We start from the raw sequence: 13,575 nt of genomic DNA on the forward strand, positions 1-13,575 counted from the left end.
ATTTTCTCGGGCAATGTCTCAGATGGGTCTTTCGCGACCGGGTCAAGCCAGCCGACTCCGGTCGCATCCGCTGCGCCGCCGAAAGCGGAATTCACATAGCGGCTACGCGTGCGAGTTGATGGCGTCGCTACCAGAATCGCGCGCCAGTGAAATGCATTGCCTTAATGCGCGGTTAGCCGCTTTGCGTAAAAGCTAACGGATGTTCCGCTCGGCTATTTAAAGCTCTGGTCCATAGAGATGTACCAGAAATCCTTCTCGACGCACCGTGACCTCATGCCCGATCTCATCGTTGCAAATTCTACACAACAGCCGATGAGGGCGTCCGCGTTTGCGGGCTTGCTCGGCCTGTTCGCGGGACTTTGCGCGATTTTTGCCGCCTGTGTCAGCCTTAGCGATTGGTACGGCGAGGCCGCGCAGGCGAGCTGGCCGGTTGTATCGGCGGTGGTCGAGCGGGCAGACGTCATTGCATCGGCGCGAGCGGCAAACGACGGTGGCGGGACCGAATGGAAGCTTCGCTATCGCGTGCGCTATAATGTGAACGAGCAATCGGCAACGGCGACCCTGACGTCGCGCGCCGTAGCTTCCGACACGGAAACGACAAAGCTGCGATCCTGGGCGGCGCAGCACCGCATCGGCAGCCGCATCGATATTCGTTATGATCCATCGCAGCAAAATCGCGCGAGATTTGCCTCAGACGAAGTGCCATCCGCCGCAGGCCATACCGCTACCGACCTGATCCTGTTCGCGATCGCAAGTATCGCCTGCGCCGGCCTTGTATCGCTGGCGAGATATTTGAAGGCGCGAGCGGCTCAAGTTAGGGCTGCGCGCGATGGCGAGCTTCGCGGCCTTGCGATCGGGTTCCTGTTCGCCGCGATGGGCCTGATGGTTACCGGGTTGGCGATCGACCGCGCGATCTATGCCGATCCTTTTACAGCCGACAATTTGATGGGCATTCCGGCCGGGCTGATGTTCGTGTTCGCGGGCGTACTGATCGGCTTGCCACCTGAATATACAAGATGGCGCGCTTTGCTCGGCACGCTCGTGGTCACCTGCTTCGCGCTGACGTTCGATTGGGTGGCGTTCGGTCCCGGCGAGCGGAAGTTCAACGGCAGCTTCGTTGGCATAGGCTTTGTGCCAAGCGAACTGATGGGGCGGATATGTTTCGGCTTCTTCGCCGTCGTTCTCGATATCTGCGCCATAGCGATGTGGATTGACCAGTTGCGGCGAACGTTCGGGTCAAGCACTGCCCAGCAATCGCCGCTGGTTAGTCCGTCCGATTCCAGAGCTTGATCAACGGACCGTCTGGACCGCGAACCGGATCGGTCCTGGGCAGCTTTACTTCCGGGATCGTCTTTATGGCTTTGCGGTAATTCTCCGGCGTCGGACGCGTCACCTGCATCTTGGGTCCCGGCGGATAGGCGCCGACCACAGAGAAATCCGGACTGGCCGATAGGCATTGATGCCCGGTGCCAGCCGGAAGTATGGCGACGTCGCCGGCCGTAACTTCGACTTCCTGCCCGTGGTCACCGCCAAATCGGACACGCGCGTGTCCGCGGGCGACTCCGAGCGCTTCGTGCACCGTGGCGTGATAGTGCAGATAATCGAAGATGCCATTGCGCCACATGTCGCCCCAACCATTAGCGCCGAACAGGTCTTCGATGGTCTTTTCGGGCTGATCGTTGGCGAGTTTGAGCACGTGCTTGTAGACCACGAACGGCATTGGGTTGTTTGGGACTAGTCCATCGTCTTCGAAGACGCAGGTGAGCGGCTCGATGCCGTCGGTGACAACTGACATATGATTCTCCCGCGTGAAGACTACGGGATTCAACCTTTATCGGCGCTCCGCGTTCCTTTTTGCGGCGCTGTGGGAATCTCGAACACCAGGCACGTCGTGGTGGCATGCGCCAGCAGCCGGCCTTGCGTATCGGTGAGGCGCCCCTCGGCGGTTGCGGCGCGACGACCAACATTGAGGATGCGGCCTTCACTGCGGATCACGCCAGTGTCTTTGCTGATGCCTTTGATGAAAGTGATCTTGAATTCCAGCGTCGTGTAGCCGGTCCCCGGCGGTAGCATCGAGTGGACCGCCAGCCCCATCACCGAATCCAGCAAGGTAGCGGCATAGCCGCCGTGCACAGAGCCGATCGGGTTGTAGTGCCGGAAGGCTGGAATGCTGTGCATTACCGCCATGCCGGACTCGGCCGTGCAATCGAATGGTTCGATGGTCTGCAGAATTGGGGGTGTTGGCAACCGCCCATCGAAAAGAGCGCGGACGAAATCGATGCCGGCCATTGAGGCCATTACCTCGGTCGGCGTTACGCCATATTCTGTCTTGGGGGACACTCGATCGTCCATAGGGGCGGTTTCCTGGTGTTGTAATGACATGCGTCATACTAAACGAACGCCATCACACCCGAAAACGCAATGACGAAAGCTGAATGTGACCGGCCTAAAGCGTTTTCGAGCGGATCGACGCCGGTTGGCGTGAAGAAAACGCGTCGGAAGAATAAGTCTAGTGCCTCTTGTTCGCCCGCATCAGGTCGGTGAAGCGCTTGAACAGGTAATGCGAGTCGCGCGGGCCAGGCGAAGCTTCGGGATGATACTGCACCGAGAACACCGGCTTGCCGTCAAGTTGAATGCCGCAATTCGAGCCGTCGAACAGCGAAATATGAGTTTGCGTGGCGCCTTTCGGCAGCGTCGTCTGATCCACTGCGAAGCCGTGGTTCATCGACGTGATTTCCACCTTGCCGGTCGTTTCATCCTTGACCGGGTGGTTGGCCCCGTGATGGCCCTGACGCATCTTCCTGGTCTTGGCGCCCACCGCGAGCCCCAGCATTTGGTGGCCGAGACAAATGCCAAACGTAGGCATGCCGGAATCGATCACCTTCTGAATCACCGGGACGGCGTATTTGCCGGTCTCGGCGGGATCGCCGGGTCCATTCGAAAGGAACACGCCGTCAGGCTTTAGCGCCAGGATGTCTTCTGCGGACGTGGTCGCGGGCACCACGGTGACCCTGCAGCCTTCGCCGGCAAGCAGCCGCAGGATGTTGCGCTTGATGCCGTAATCAATAGCAACGACATTGAACTCGGGGTTGGTCTGCCGGCCAAAGCCTTTTTCCCATGCCCAGGGCGTTTCATCCCAGGTGAAGCGTTGCGCCGAGGTCACCGTCGGCACCAGGTCCATGCCTTCCAGCCCGGGCCATTCGCGCGCTTCTTCTTTTAGTCCATGCAGGTCGAACTGGCCGTTCCTGGCATGCGCGATCACGGCATTGGGCATGCCCTTGCTGCGGATCAGCGCGGTCAGCGCGCGGGTATCAATTCCAGAAAGTCCGACGATGCCGCGTGCCCGTAGCCATTGATCGAGATGGCGGGTGGCCCGGTAGTTCGAAGGATCGGTGATCGCCGAGCGCAGGATCACGCCGCGAGCGCCAGGCGTCGCCGCCATGTTCACGGTCTCGATATCTTCGTCGTTGGTGCCGACGTTACCGATATGGGGAAAGGTGAAAGTAATGAGCTGTCCGGCGTAGGACGGATCGGTAAGAATTTCCTCGTAACCCGTCATGGCGGTGTTGAAACAGACTTCGCCGACAGCCTGGCCCTCCGCGCCAAGGCCGAAGCCCTCCAGCACAGTACCGTCGGCAAGCACCAGCAGCGCGGTCGGTTTGTGGTCCGGCCAGGCTGAAACGTTTTCGGATTGTGTCATGAGCGCATTACATAGTCTCCACATGCGGTGCCGTCAAAGGCGGAACAGGCGGATTCACATGTGCTTTTGCTGCAAAATTTGACAGCCCCTGGAGCGGTTTTAAGCTGCGAGTGTCTGAACCCGCCTGTTTTCTGAAGCTTTTCCGAATTGGAGCCGTGCATGGACGAGGCGATCCCGATTTTGCTGATTCCGGGTCTCGCCGGTTCGCCTCGCATCTATGCACCTGTGATGTCTGCGATCTGGCGGTTCGGTCCGGTGATGGTGGCCAGCCACTTCCGGGATGACAACATGGACGCGATCGCGCGGCGGATCCTGGCCGAGGCACCGCCGCGGTTCGTCCTGGCCGGTCATTCGATGGGAGGATACATCGCGTTCGAAATCATGCGACAGGCCCCGGATCGCATCATGAAACTGGCGCTGATCAATACCCAGGCGCGGCCCGACACGCCGGAGGCCACGGCTCGCCGTCGTGGCCAGATTGCTCGCGCGCAAACGGGCGAATACCACACGGTGCTGGATGAACTGTTCCCCGGCTTCGTGCATCCGTCACGGCGCGATGATGCTTCGTTGCGTCAATTGGTTCACGAGATGGGAGACGATATCGGCGCGGATGCGTTCGTGCGGCAACAGAACGCCATCATCGGACGCGCCGACTCGCGCTCAACATTGGCTCGCATCAACTGTCCGACATTGGTGCTGACCGGCGACGAAGACAACACGATCTCCAATTCTCTGTCTGTCGAGATGGCCGACAGCATTCGCGCCGCGAAGCTCAGGATACTTCCGGATTGCGGTCACCTGCCGCAAGTCGAGCAGCCGCAGGCCACGGCCGAGGCCATGGTCGAATGGCTGCGAAGATAGCTCGCGTTCGCATAAATCGGATTGGTGAGCGCGGCTTGCTCCGCTATTAGGCGCTTTGCGGACTGGCACCGGGCGTCGCTCGGTCCGAAACGGACGAAAGCCAGACATTGCAAGATACCTGGATGGGCAATCGTGAGATACGCGTCAACCCTTCGGTCGTTGCGGGTCGAAGCTCCCGGCATGAAGGATGGTGTGCTCATCACGGTCAAAATTCCTGAACGAACGCTGCACGAACGAGAGGAACGACGCTACGCGTGGGGCTTTCGCCGATTTGTCGCGATAGAGCGCGTAGATGTTGAAGCTCGGCCTGCAACTCCAGTCAGGAAACAGCCGGACGAGTTGCTTCGATGCGATCAGGCCTGGATCGAAGCAGGCCATGAAGATGACGCCTGCGGATGACGCTGCACCAACGAGCAAGGCTTCCCGGTCCGACGTGACGATTGCCGGATTAATCTTGATCGTCTTGCTCCTGGCGCCCTTGGTAAAGGTCCATCTGATATAGGGCTGCGTCAGCCAGTCCGGCTTGAATGCCATGCAACGGTGCGCACGCAACTCGTCAGGGTCCTTCAGCTCGCCATATCGTGCGATGTAGGCGGGAGACGCATAGGCCGCGGGCCGGCCCTGCCCCAGCTTGCGGGCGATCAATCGCGAAGGCGGCGGCTCGCCGACGTGCAGCAGCACGTCAATATTTTCGGACTGGATCGCCCGGGTGTCTTGCGTTGCGTGAAACTCGATCCGCAGATTTGGATACGCATCCAGAAACCCGGCTAGTTGCGGCATGAGCACGTGGCGGCTCAGTGGCGGCATGATCCCGATACGGATCGTACCCCTGACCTGCTTGTCGACGGCATTGGCCGTCACTTCGATTGCCGCCAGCCGCCCCAGGACGTCCAGGGCCCTGTGGTAGAGTTGGCGGCCTTCTTCTGTGAGCTGGATATGCCGGGTGCTTCGCTTGAAGATCGAGATCCGCAACATCCGCTCCAGCTCGGCGATGCCCCGACTCACTGCGGATGGCGTGATGTTCATGTGCTTGGCCGCCGCCCCGAAACTGCCGAGGTCCGCCGCGCGAATGACCATCTCGAGCCGCCGAAGCTTGTCCATGGCAAATCCCGCAAAAGCTCGCAAACCGTCAGCATCGAAGCATCCGTGAGTAATACGCACGATTGAAGTGCAGTGAAAGCATTAATCCGCTAGGCGCACCGGGGTTATGCTTGCACGCCCATCAGGCGAAGTGAGGAAAAAAGCAATGCGCATTCTTCTGGCCGGTCTCGTTGCTCTCGTGTCGTCTCATTCCATTGCTGGCGAATTGCCTCAGGAGGCTAGGGACGCCATCCAGAAGATCGGCCCTGTCATCAATGTGCCAGAGACCACCAAGATATTGGCGCCGCTGCAACAGAAGGAGCCCTACGCTGGAGTGGCCGTTAGCCGCGACGAAAAGTACGGCAGCGACGACCATCATCGCTTAGACGTGTTCCGGTCGAACGATGCAGCCTCATTGCCCGTGCTGCTGTTCGTTCATGGCGGCGGCTATGTGAGAGGCGACAAGCGCGCCGCTGGAAGCCCATTTTACGACAACGTCATGCTCTGGGCCGTGGAGCATAAGATGGTGGGTGTGAACATGAACTACCGTCTGGCGCCGGCGAGTCCGTGGCCGGCTGCCGTGGAGGACATCGCGGCGGCCTTCGCTTGGACGTACGCCAATATTGCGCGATTTGGAGGAGATCCCGCTCAGATCGTCCTGATGGGACATTCCTCGGGCGCGACGCACGTGTCGTCCTATCTGGCCCATCCTGGGATTGCCGGCAGAAGTCCGCCCCACGCAGCGGGAGCCATTCTCGTTTCCGGCAACTATGACCTCAAACCGGAGATCGACCTTCCCGGCGAGCGATCCTATTTTGGATCGGACACCGCGTTATGGGCAGATCGTTCGTCAATTGCCGGACTGACAAAAACGAATGTGCCGTTGCTGATCGCTCACGGCGAACTGGATGTTCCCTATTACATCGAACAGGCCGAGGCGTTGAAAGCCAGACTCTGCAGCGAAAGGAAGTGCCCCACTTTCGTGTCGATCAGTGGTGGCAACAACCATATGTCCGAAATCTACGGGCTGAATACGACGGATACGTCCCTGTCCGAGCCGATGCGATCGTTTATCGGGGCGGTGACGTCGCGGCGGGCTGCGCGCTAGTTAAATAAGTTTCCCAAAGCCCTTGCGAAGCGGAAGATGGGTTTGGGTCCAATGGCGTCGATCTTGCCATGTCAAGACAAGGACTGATGGGTCGATCGCGAGGTGAGCTAACGACCCAAAAGACATGCCGCGTCGACACCACGGATAGCCGCTCTCCTCGAATTGACCATCGTGAGGTTCACGATAATCGAGTCGTTACCAAGCTGCTGTCTGATTTGAAATCAGGCGCAATCCTGCTCACTGATCAGGGATATGTCCGGACTGGATCAGGGCGTTAGCCGGCGAACACGGCGCGTGGGCCAACATTCCTCCGCAGCGAACTCGCACACACCCAATCTGCTTCAGTCCATCCCTTAATAGAGCGCGAAACCTGGTCAAAGGTTCTTCAACAAAATCAAGCTCTGCGGCCGGTTGACAGCGTAAGGGCAAGCTCGCGGCTAACTACCTTGCCTTTTTCAATCTTGCCCTGATACGCATTTTAGTCTGCCAGGGGCCCGAGTTCGCCTCGAAGCGGGGCCCGAAGCGCTGGAGTTGTCTCACAGCCGCGAACGGCCTAGATCAGGTGCTGCCAGGGCCTGAAGGCCGCAGAGGACAGACGATGCTACGTGACGATATCAACAATGCGGTCAAGGACGCGATGCGCGCCAAGGACGAGCGCAAGCTCTCCACTCTGCGCATGGTCAATTCGACTATCAAGAACGCCGACATCGAGGCACGCGGGGAGGGCAAGCCGCCTCTCAGCGACGCCGATCTGCTCAGCGTATTGCAGAAGATGATCAAGCAGCGCCGGGAGGCAGTCGAACTCTATGACAAGGGCGGCCGCGCCGAACTCGCCGCGCAGGAGCGCGAGGAGATCGAGATCATCTCCGGCTATTTACCGAAGCAGATGTCGGAAGCCGATGTGAAGGCCGCGATCTCCGCCGCGATCGCCGAGACCGGCGCCGCGGGGATCAAGGACATGGGCAAGGTGATTGGCGCGTTGAAGGCAAAATACGCCGGCCAGATGGATTTCGGCAAGGCCAGCGGCATGGTCAAAGCGGCTCTGACAGGGTGAGTTCTTGCTCGCGCGGGACCTCGCGGACTGGGTTCCTCATTGGATCCCCGTCGGCGCGCGCAAATAGCGTAGGTGGCACGTTCGGCTGAATTGCCTGCTATGCTTGGGTGGGATCTTTTGGCGAGCGGACGGAGGCCCGTTCATGCAGGCGGTTACGCAGTACGCGAAGAGCGGCGACGTTCACATCGCCTATCAGGCATTTGGCGACGGTCCCCTCAACCTTGTTATGGTCCCCGGATTTGTGTCCAACATCGAAAACTATTGGGACCAGCCCGACTTCGCGCGATTTCTCAATCGTTTGGCCGGCTACGCCCGGGTGATAACCTTCGACAAGCGCGGCACCGGAATGTCGGATCGCGTCGCCGAGTTGCCGGGCCTCGATCAGCGGATGGACGATCTCCGGGCAGTAATGGACGCCGGCGGCATGGAGCAGGCGGCGCTGCTCGGGATTTCCGAAGGCGCGCCACTATCCGTTCTGTTTGCCGCAACCTACCCCGACCGTTGTCGCGCGTTGATCCTCTATGGCAGCTTTTCACGATTTTCGTACTGGTTTCCCACCGAAGAGGCACTCGGCCAGTTTTTCACCTACGTTGAGCAATCGTGGGGTACTGGCGGCAGCGTACAAAGGTTCGCGCCCTCGCGCGCAAATGACGCCGCCTTTCAGCGCTGGTGGGGCCGCAACGAGCGGCTCGGGGCTAGCCCCGCCGCCGTGACCGCTCTCATGCGCATGAACAGTCAGATCGACGTCAGCAGCATCCTTCCAGCAGTGCGGGTACCGACGCTTGTGATCCACCGCACGGAAGACAAGGCGGTCGATGTGGAGGGTGGACGCGATATGGCCGCGCACATTCCGGGCGCTCGTCTTGTCGAGCTTCCCGGAAGCGATCACATCTTCTATGTCGGTGAGAGTGCCGACAAGATCGCGGAGGCCATTGAAGAGTTTCTGACGGGATCGCGAGCACCGGCTCCGGTGGATCGCGTCCTTGCCACGGTTCTCTTCACCGATATCGTGAGCTCGACCGAAACGGCTGCGAGGCTCGGCGACCAGCGCTGGCGCGATCTACTGGAGCATCATCACGCCGTCATACGTCGAAATCTCGCGCGCTTTCGCGGTCATGAAGTCAAAACTACAGGCGACGGATTTCTCGCCACGTTTGACGGACCGGCACGCGGCGTTCGGTGCGCTCATGCAATAGCGCAGGAGATCAAGTCGCTCGGTATAGAAGTCCGGGCCGGTCTTCATACAGGCGAATGCGAGATAATCGGCGATGATGTCGGCGGGATTGCCGTCCACATCGGCGCACGTGTGGCGTCTCTTGCCAATGCCGGTGAGGTTCTGGTTTCGGGCACCGTGAAGGATCTGGTAGCCGGTTCGGGATTGCGCTTCGATGAGCGGGGCACTTATCCTCTCAAGGGAATTCCAGGCGAGTGGCGCATTTTCACCGCTGCGGTGTAAGCAGCAGGATTTGAGTCCCTTAGCTTTGGGAGACGGCGTGTGCCAACGAGAGGGTTTTTGCCCGAACTACGATCGGTTAACTTGATCAAATGCTGACAGAGACCTCTGACTACAAAAGCCTCTACGGGAATTTTCGCTGGGATATCCCCGCGCGATTCAATGTCGCGAGCGCCTGCTGCGATCGGTATGCCGATGGCAGTAATCGGGTGGCGTTAATCTATGTCGACGAAGACGGTAAGGCGACGCGCACCTCCTTCGACGAGATGCGCGAGCTATCGAGCCGGTTTGCGAACGTATTGAAGGCCGACGGGCTGTCGCGGGGCGACCGGGTCGCGGTGTTTCTATCGCAATCGCTGGAATTGCCGATCGTGCATCTGGCGGCATTCCGCTCCGGCCTGGTCTCGGTGCCGCTGTTCACGCTGTTCGGCGAGGACGCGCTGGAATTTCGTCTCGGTAACTCCGGCGCCAAGGCTATTGTCACCGATGAAACCGGCTGGGAGAAGCTGTCGAAAATCCGCGACCGGCTGCCGTACCTTCAGGACATATACGTCACCAGCGAGGCCATTCACGCCGGCGCGAAGTCATTCTGGTCCTCGATCGAAACCGCGTCCGAACAATTCACAACGCTGGATACCTCCGCCGACGATCCCGCCATCATCATCTACACCTCGGGCACCACAGGGAATCCCAAAGGTGCGCTGCACGCGCATCGCGTGTTGCTCGGTCATCTGCCCAATGTGGAGATGGTGCACGATTTCCTGCCGAGGCCGGGCGATGTGATGTGGACGCCGGCCGATTGGGCTTGGATCGGCGGCCTCTTCGATGCGCTGTTTCCTGCCTGGTATCACGGCGTACCGGTGGTCGGGCATCGCGCCAAAAAATTCGAACCACAGGCGGCGATGCAGCTAATGGCCGATCATGCCGTTCGAAACGTCTTCCTGCCGCCGACCGCGCTGAAGCTGATGCGGCAGGCCGGGGTCAAACATGAAGGCGTGAAACTGCGCAGCATGTTGACCGGCGGTGAATCGCTTGGCTCGGAGCTGCTGGACTGGGTACGCGCGACCTTCGGCATCGATGCACACGAGGTGTACGGCCAGACCGAATGCAATCTGGTGGTCGGCAGCAACTCGAAACTGTTCCCGATCCGGCCGGGCTCGATGGGGCGGGCTACACCGGGGTTCGACGTACGTATCGTCAATGAGCGCGGCGAGGAGCTGCGGCAAGGTGAATGCGGTATTATCGGCGTGCGTCAGCCCAACCCGTGCACCATGATCGAGTACTGGAAGAACCCGGACGCTACGACAAAAAAATACGCCGGCGAATTTCTGCTGACCGGCGATCTCGGCATCCAGGATGAAGAGGGTTATTTCTGGTACGTCAGCCGCGAGGATGACGTGATTACCACGGCAGGCTATCGCGTCGGACCATCGGAAATCGAGCATACGCTGTTGAAGCATCCGGCGGTCGCGTTATCGGCGGTGGTCGGAATTCCGGACCCGATCCGCACCGAATCCATCAAGGCCTGGATTGTGCTGCGGCCCGGGTTTGGGCCGAGCGAGAAGCTGGCGCGCGAGATCCAGGATTTTGTGAAGGTGCAACTCGCCGCGCATGAGTACCCGCGCTTCGTGCAATTCACCGACACGTTGCCAATGACCGCCACCGGCAAGGTGCTGAGGCGCGAGTTGAGAGCGCTGGGGTGAGGTCGTCCCTTAGCTAGTCGCCCGCTACGGCGTCTGAATGCCGAGTCTTTTCAGCGCGGCGAGCATCTGCTGCGGCGGCTCCATCTTGATTGACAACGCTTGACCGGTTTCCATGAGGCTCTTCAAGCTCGACAGGATGGCGGGCCAGCCCTGACGTCCGCCGGAAAGGATGTCGTCCTCGATCGGCCGGTCGTGCGCCTCGGTCACAGTGAGTCGGACGACCTCGCCGGCGGGCTCGATCTCATAAATCACGAGCGTCGGCCCGAGCTTTTCGATCACCGCTGGCCAGTTGACGTTGAATGTCACGGTGAGTTTCCTCGGCGGTTCGCATTCCACCACTTCGCCGTGGATGTGCACCGAGCCGTCCGGCTGGCGCAGGACATATGCGCCACCAACTCTCAGATCGACTTCAACCGCATTGCCGAAGAAATACTTCCGGCTGAACTCCGCCGAGCTCAGCGCTTCCCAGACCTTTTCGGCCGTGGCGGCGATGTAGATGGTGGAGACGATCGTCGGCTTGAATTTGTGGATATCGATCACTGATACACCTCGTCGCTAACGCCGGTCGCAATGAGCGCTGTGCCCGGTATGCTCATGCCTTCTTGGGCGACAACACCACCGAGCCGGTCTCCAGCAGAGACTTGAGGTTCGAAATGATGCGCGGCCAGCCGCCGGACACAGCCTCGATGAATTTGGACTCCGGCCGATCCATGGCATGGGTGATGCTCAGCTTCACCGCTTGAGGGCTGGCGTCGGGAACGGTTTCGATCTCGAACGTGCAGAGCGAATAGCCTTCGGCCCTCATCTCCGCATTCCACTCGTTCCGCCACTTGATGACAAGGCGTCGCGGCGGGTCGGCCTCGACGATCTCGCCTGCGTCCGCGAGCCGGCCGTCCGCGAAGACCAGCTTCCACGGTGAAGTGGGCTTCCAGTCGCTCTCGCAATGCATTCCGAACCAGTACTGGCGTATGAACTCCGGAGTGGTCAGTGCGGACCACAGCCGCTCAGGTGTGGTGCGGATGAAGGTGACGTAGACGAAATCAGGTTTGCTCATCGCGCTTCTCCAGTTGGCGTTTCAATTCGCTCAGCGCGATAAGCTTGTCGCGCTCGAATTTCTTGATCCATCGTTCGCCGATCTGATGGATCGGCACGGGGTTCAGGTAGTGCAGCTTCTCGCGGCCGTTCCTGAGCGAGGTGACCAGGTTGGCCTCCTCGAGTATCGCAAGGTGTTTCGTTACGGCCTGTCGCGTCATCGCAAGGCCGTCGCACAGCTCATTGAGCGTCTGTCCATTTTTGGCGTGAAGCCGGTCCAGCAGCAACCGTCTCGAAGCATCTGCGAGCGCCCTGAAGACTTCATCCATCGCGGAGATAATAGGCAACCAAAAGGTTGCATGTCAAGGGAGTGTTTTCACACGCGACATTCGGACGTGATATCGTCCGACCGAGCCAACGCAGATTGGTTTGAGCGGTCGAGGGTGGAAGGCATGATGAGTTGGCTCAAGCTTTGGTTTGGTTTCGCCTTTTGTTTTCTGATGTGCGGCGGATTCGCTGATGCGCAGCAACAACTAATCGGAGCGGCGCCTGAAGCTTCCAACATGCGGCTCGTCGGCAGCAATGATTTGCAGGCGCGTAGCGCGTATCAGCCGACGATCCATCATCAGGGCGAGCGCTGGATCGCCTATATCGGACATCACGGCGGCACTGATGATGTCCCCGCGCCGATCAATCCGATGACCGGCAAGGCCGAGCCGAACGGCACCTCGATTGTCGATGTCACCGACCCCGCCCATCCCAACTATCTGCGCCACATTCCCGGGCAGCCGGGAAAATATGAAGGCGGCGGCGCGCAGATGGTGCGAATTTGCGACGGCAAGGCGCTGCCGAAAGGTGAGCGCAATGCGGTTTACATGCTGCGCACGTTCGGCAGCGAAGCGCATGAAATCTGGAACGTCGCCGACCCGGCAAATCCGGTGCTGGTCACGCGAATCGGCGGGCTGAAAGATACCCACAAGAGCTGGTGGGAGTGCGACACCGGCATTGCGTTTCTGGTGTCGGGCGCGCTGGATTGGCGCACGCGGCGCATGACGCAAGTTTATGATCTCAGCGATCCCGCCCATCCGGTCAAGATCAGGGACTTCGGACTTCCCGGCCAGGAGCCCGGTGCAACCGGCGCGGTGCCGACCGAATTGCACGGGCCGATTTCTACAGGTCCACAAGGCAATCGGGTTTATTTCGGATATGGCACCGACAAGGGCGGCATGTTGCAGATTGTCGATCGCGACAAGCTGATCAAAGGCCCGAGCGAGCCGACGCCGGACAATCTCCGCTTTCCGGAAATCTCGCGGCTGAACTTGTCCGCGTTCAACGGGGCCCATACCACTTTTCCGATGATGGGCATGCCAATCGCCGAATTTTCCAACGACAAGGACGGCAAAACCCGCGACATCGTGATGATCGTCGACGAGGCGATCCTGAATGAATGCCGCGAGCCGCGGCAGATGGTGTGGTTCGCGGACGTCACGGTCGAGAATCGCCCGATGATGATTTCGAGCTACACGGTTCCGGAGGCGAGCGGCTCGTTCTGCGAGCGTGGAGGGCGGTTCGGATCGCACTCGT

General features: G+C 59.9%; 14 protein-coding genes. 7 read left to right on the forward strand and 7 right to left on the reverse strand.

What is annotated here, in order from left to right:
* Positions 1-312 precede the first annotated feature (312 nt).
* Positions 313-1,290: a DUF3592 domain-containing protein gene (locus tag VJV58_RS12800; RefSeq protein WP_324137720.1), complete on the forward strand. Its 978-nt coding sequence runs from the start codon at positions 313-315 to the stop codon at positions 1,288-1,290.
* Here VJV58_RS12800 and VJV58_RS12805 read toward each other — a convergent pair.
* The 3 genes from VJV58_RS12805 to carA all read right to left on the reverse strand — a co-directional run bounded on the left by VJV58_RS12805 (position 1,265) and on the right by carA (position 3,700).
* Complete coding sequence (locus VJV58_RS12805; RefSeq protein ID WP_324137721.1) at positions 1,265-1,795, reverse strand: cupin domain-containing protein; 531 nt, start codon at positions 1,793-1,795, stop codon at positions 1,265-1,267. The genes VJV58_RS12800 and VJV58_RS12805 overlap by 26 nt on opposite strands.
* A 29-nt stretch (positions 1,796-1,824) precedes the next feature.
* Positions 1,825-2,352: a PaaI family thioesterase gene (locus tag VJV58_RS12810; RefSeq protein ID WP_324137722.1), complete on the reverse strand. Its 528-nt coding sequence runs from the start codon at positions 2,350-2,352 to the stop codon at positions 1,825-1,827.
* Between the two features lie 157 nt (positions 2,353-2,509).
* Entirely contained in the window at positions 2,510-3,700 is a 1,191-nt protein-coding gene (carA, locus tag VJV58_RS12815) for a glutamine-hydrolyzing carbamoyl-phosphate synthase small subunit (protein WP_324137723.1), read from the reverse strand.
* A gap of 159 nt (positions 3,701-3,859) precedes the next feature.
* Here carA and VJV58_RS12820 point away from each other — a divergent pair, with 159 nt between their 5' ends.
* On the forward strand, positions 3,860-4,561 hold the full coding sequence (locus VJV58_RS12820) for an alpha/beta hydrolase (protein ID WP_324137724.1): 702 nt from the start codon (positions 3,860-3,862) through the stop codon (positions 4,559-4,561).
* A 144-nt stretch (positions 4,562-4,705) separates the two neighbouring features.
* Here the strand turns inward: VJV58_RS12820 and VJV58_RS12825 are convergent, their stop codons facing one another.
* Positions 4,706-5,662, reverse strand: coding sequence for a LysR family transcriptional regulator (locus VJV58_RS12825; RefSeq protein WP_324137725.1), 957 nt, complete (start codon positions 5,660-5,662; stop codon positions 4,706-4,708).
* Positions 5,663-5,807: 145 nt separating this feature from the next.
* Here VJV58_RS12825 and VJV58_RS12830 point away from each other — a divergent pair, with 145 nt between their 5' ends.
* From VJV58_RS12830 to VJV58_RS12850, 4 genes are all read left to right on the forward strand, one after another.
* Positions 5,808-6,749: an alpha/beta hydrolase gene (locus tag VJV58_RS12830; protein WP_324137726.1), complete on the forward strand. Its 942-nt coding sequence runs from the start codon at positions 5,808-5,810 to the stop codon at positions 6,747-6,749.
* A gap of 598 nt (positions 6,750-7,347) precedes the next feature.
* Positions 7,348-7,803: a GatB/YqeY domain-containing protein gene (locus tag VJV58_RS12840; protein WP_324137731.1), complete on the forward strand. Its 456-nt coding sequence runs from the start codon at positions 7,348-7,350 to the stop codon at positions 7,801-7,803.
* 142 nt (positions 7,804-7,945) lie between these two features.
* On the forward strand, positions 7,946-9,259 hold the full coding sequence (locus VJV58_RS12845) for an adenylate/guanylate cyclase domain-containing protein (RefSeq protein WP_324137727.1): 1,314 nt from the start codon (positions 7,946-7,948) through the stop codon (positions 9,257-9,259).
* Positions 9,260-9,348: 89 nt separating this feature from the next.
* Positions 9,349-10,959 (forward strand): acyl-CoA synthetase, encoded by a 1,611-nt coding sequence (locus tag VJV58_RS12850; protein ID WP_324137728.1) that lies wholly within the window; start codon positions 9,349-9,351, stop codon positions 10,957-10,959.
* A 24-nt stretch (positions 10,960-10,983) separates the two neighbouring features.
* Here VJV58_RS12850 and VJV58_RS12855 read toward each other — a convergent pair whose 3' ends face one another.
* Genes VJV58_RS12855 through VJV58_RS12865 form a run of 3 tightly spaced genes read right to left on the reverse strand, consistent with a single transcriptional unit; the run spans position 10,984 to position 12,320 of the window.
* Positions 10,984-11,496: an SRPBCC family protein gene (locus tag VJV58_RS12855; protein ID WP_324137732.1), complete on the reverse strand. Its 513-nt coding sequence runs from the start codon at positions 11,494-11,496 to the stop codon at positions 10,984-10,986.
* 55 nt (positions 11,497-11,551) lie between these two features.
* Positions 11,552-12,013: an SRPBCC family protein gene (locus VJV58_RS12860; RefSeq protein WP_324137729.1), complete on the reverse strand. Its 462-nt coding sequence runs from the start codon at positions 12,011-12,013 to the stop codon at positions 11,552-11,554.
* The gene (locus VJV58_RS12865; RefSeq protein ID WP_324137730.1) at positions 12,000-12,320 is read right to left on the reverse strand and encodes a metalloregulator ArsR/SmtB family transcription factor; all 321 of its coding nucleotides are present in this window, start codon (positions 12,318-12,320) and stop codon (positions 12,000-12,002) included. Before VJV58_RS12865 ends, VJV58_RS12860 begins: the two co-directional genes overlap by 14 nt.
* A 126-nt stretch (positions 12,321-12,446) precedes the next feature.
* Here VJV58_RS12865 and VJV58_RS12870 point away from each other — a divergent pair.
* On the forward strand, positions 12,447-13,575 hold a 1,129-nt coding region (locus VJV58_RS12870), incomplete at its 3' end, for an LVIVD repeat-containing protein (protein WP_414641488.1).

Origin of the sequence: Bradyrhizobium sp., from assembly GCF_035273305.1 — a bacterium.
GTDB lineage: Bacteria > Pseudomonadota > Alphaproteobacteria > Rhizobiales > Xanthobacteraceae > Bradyrhizobium.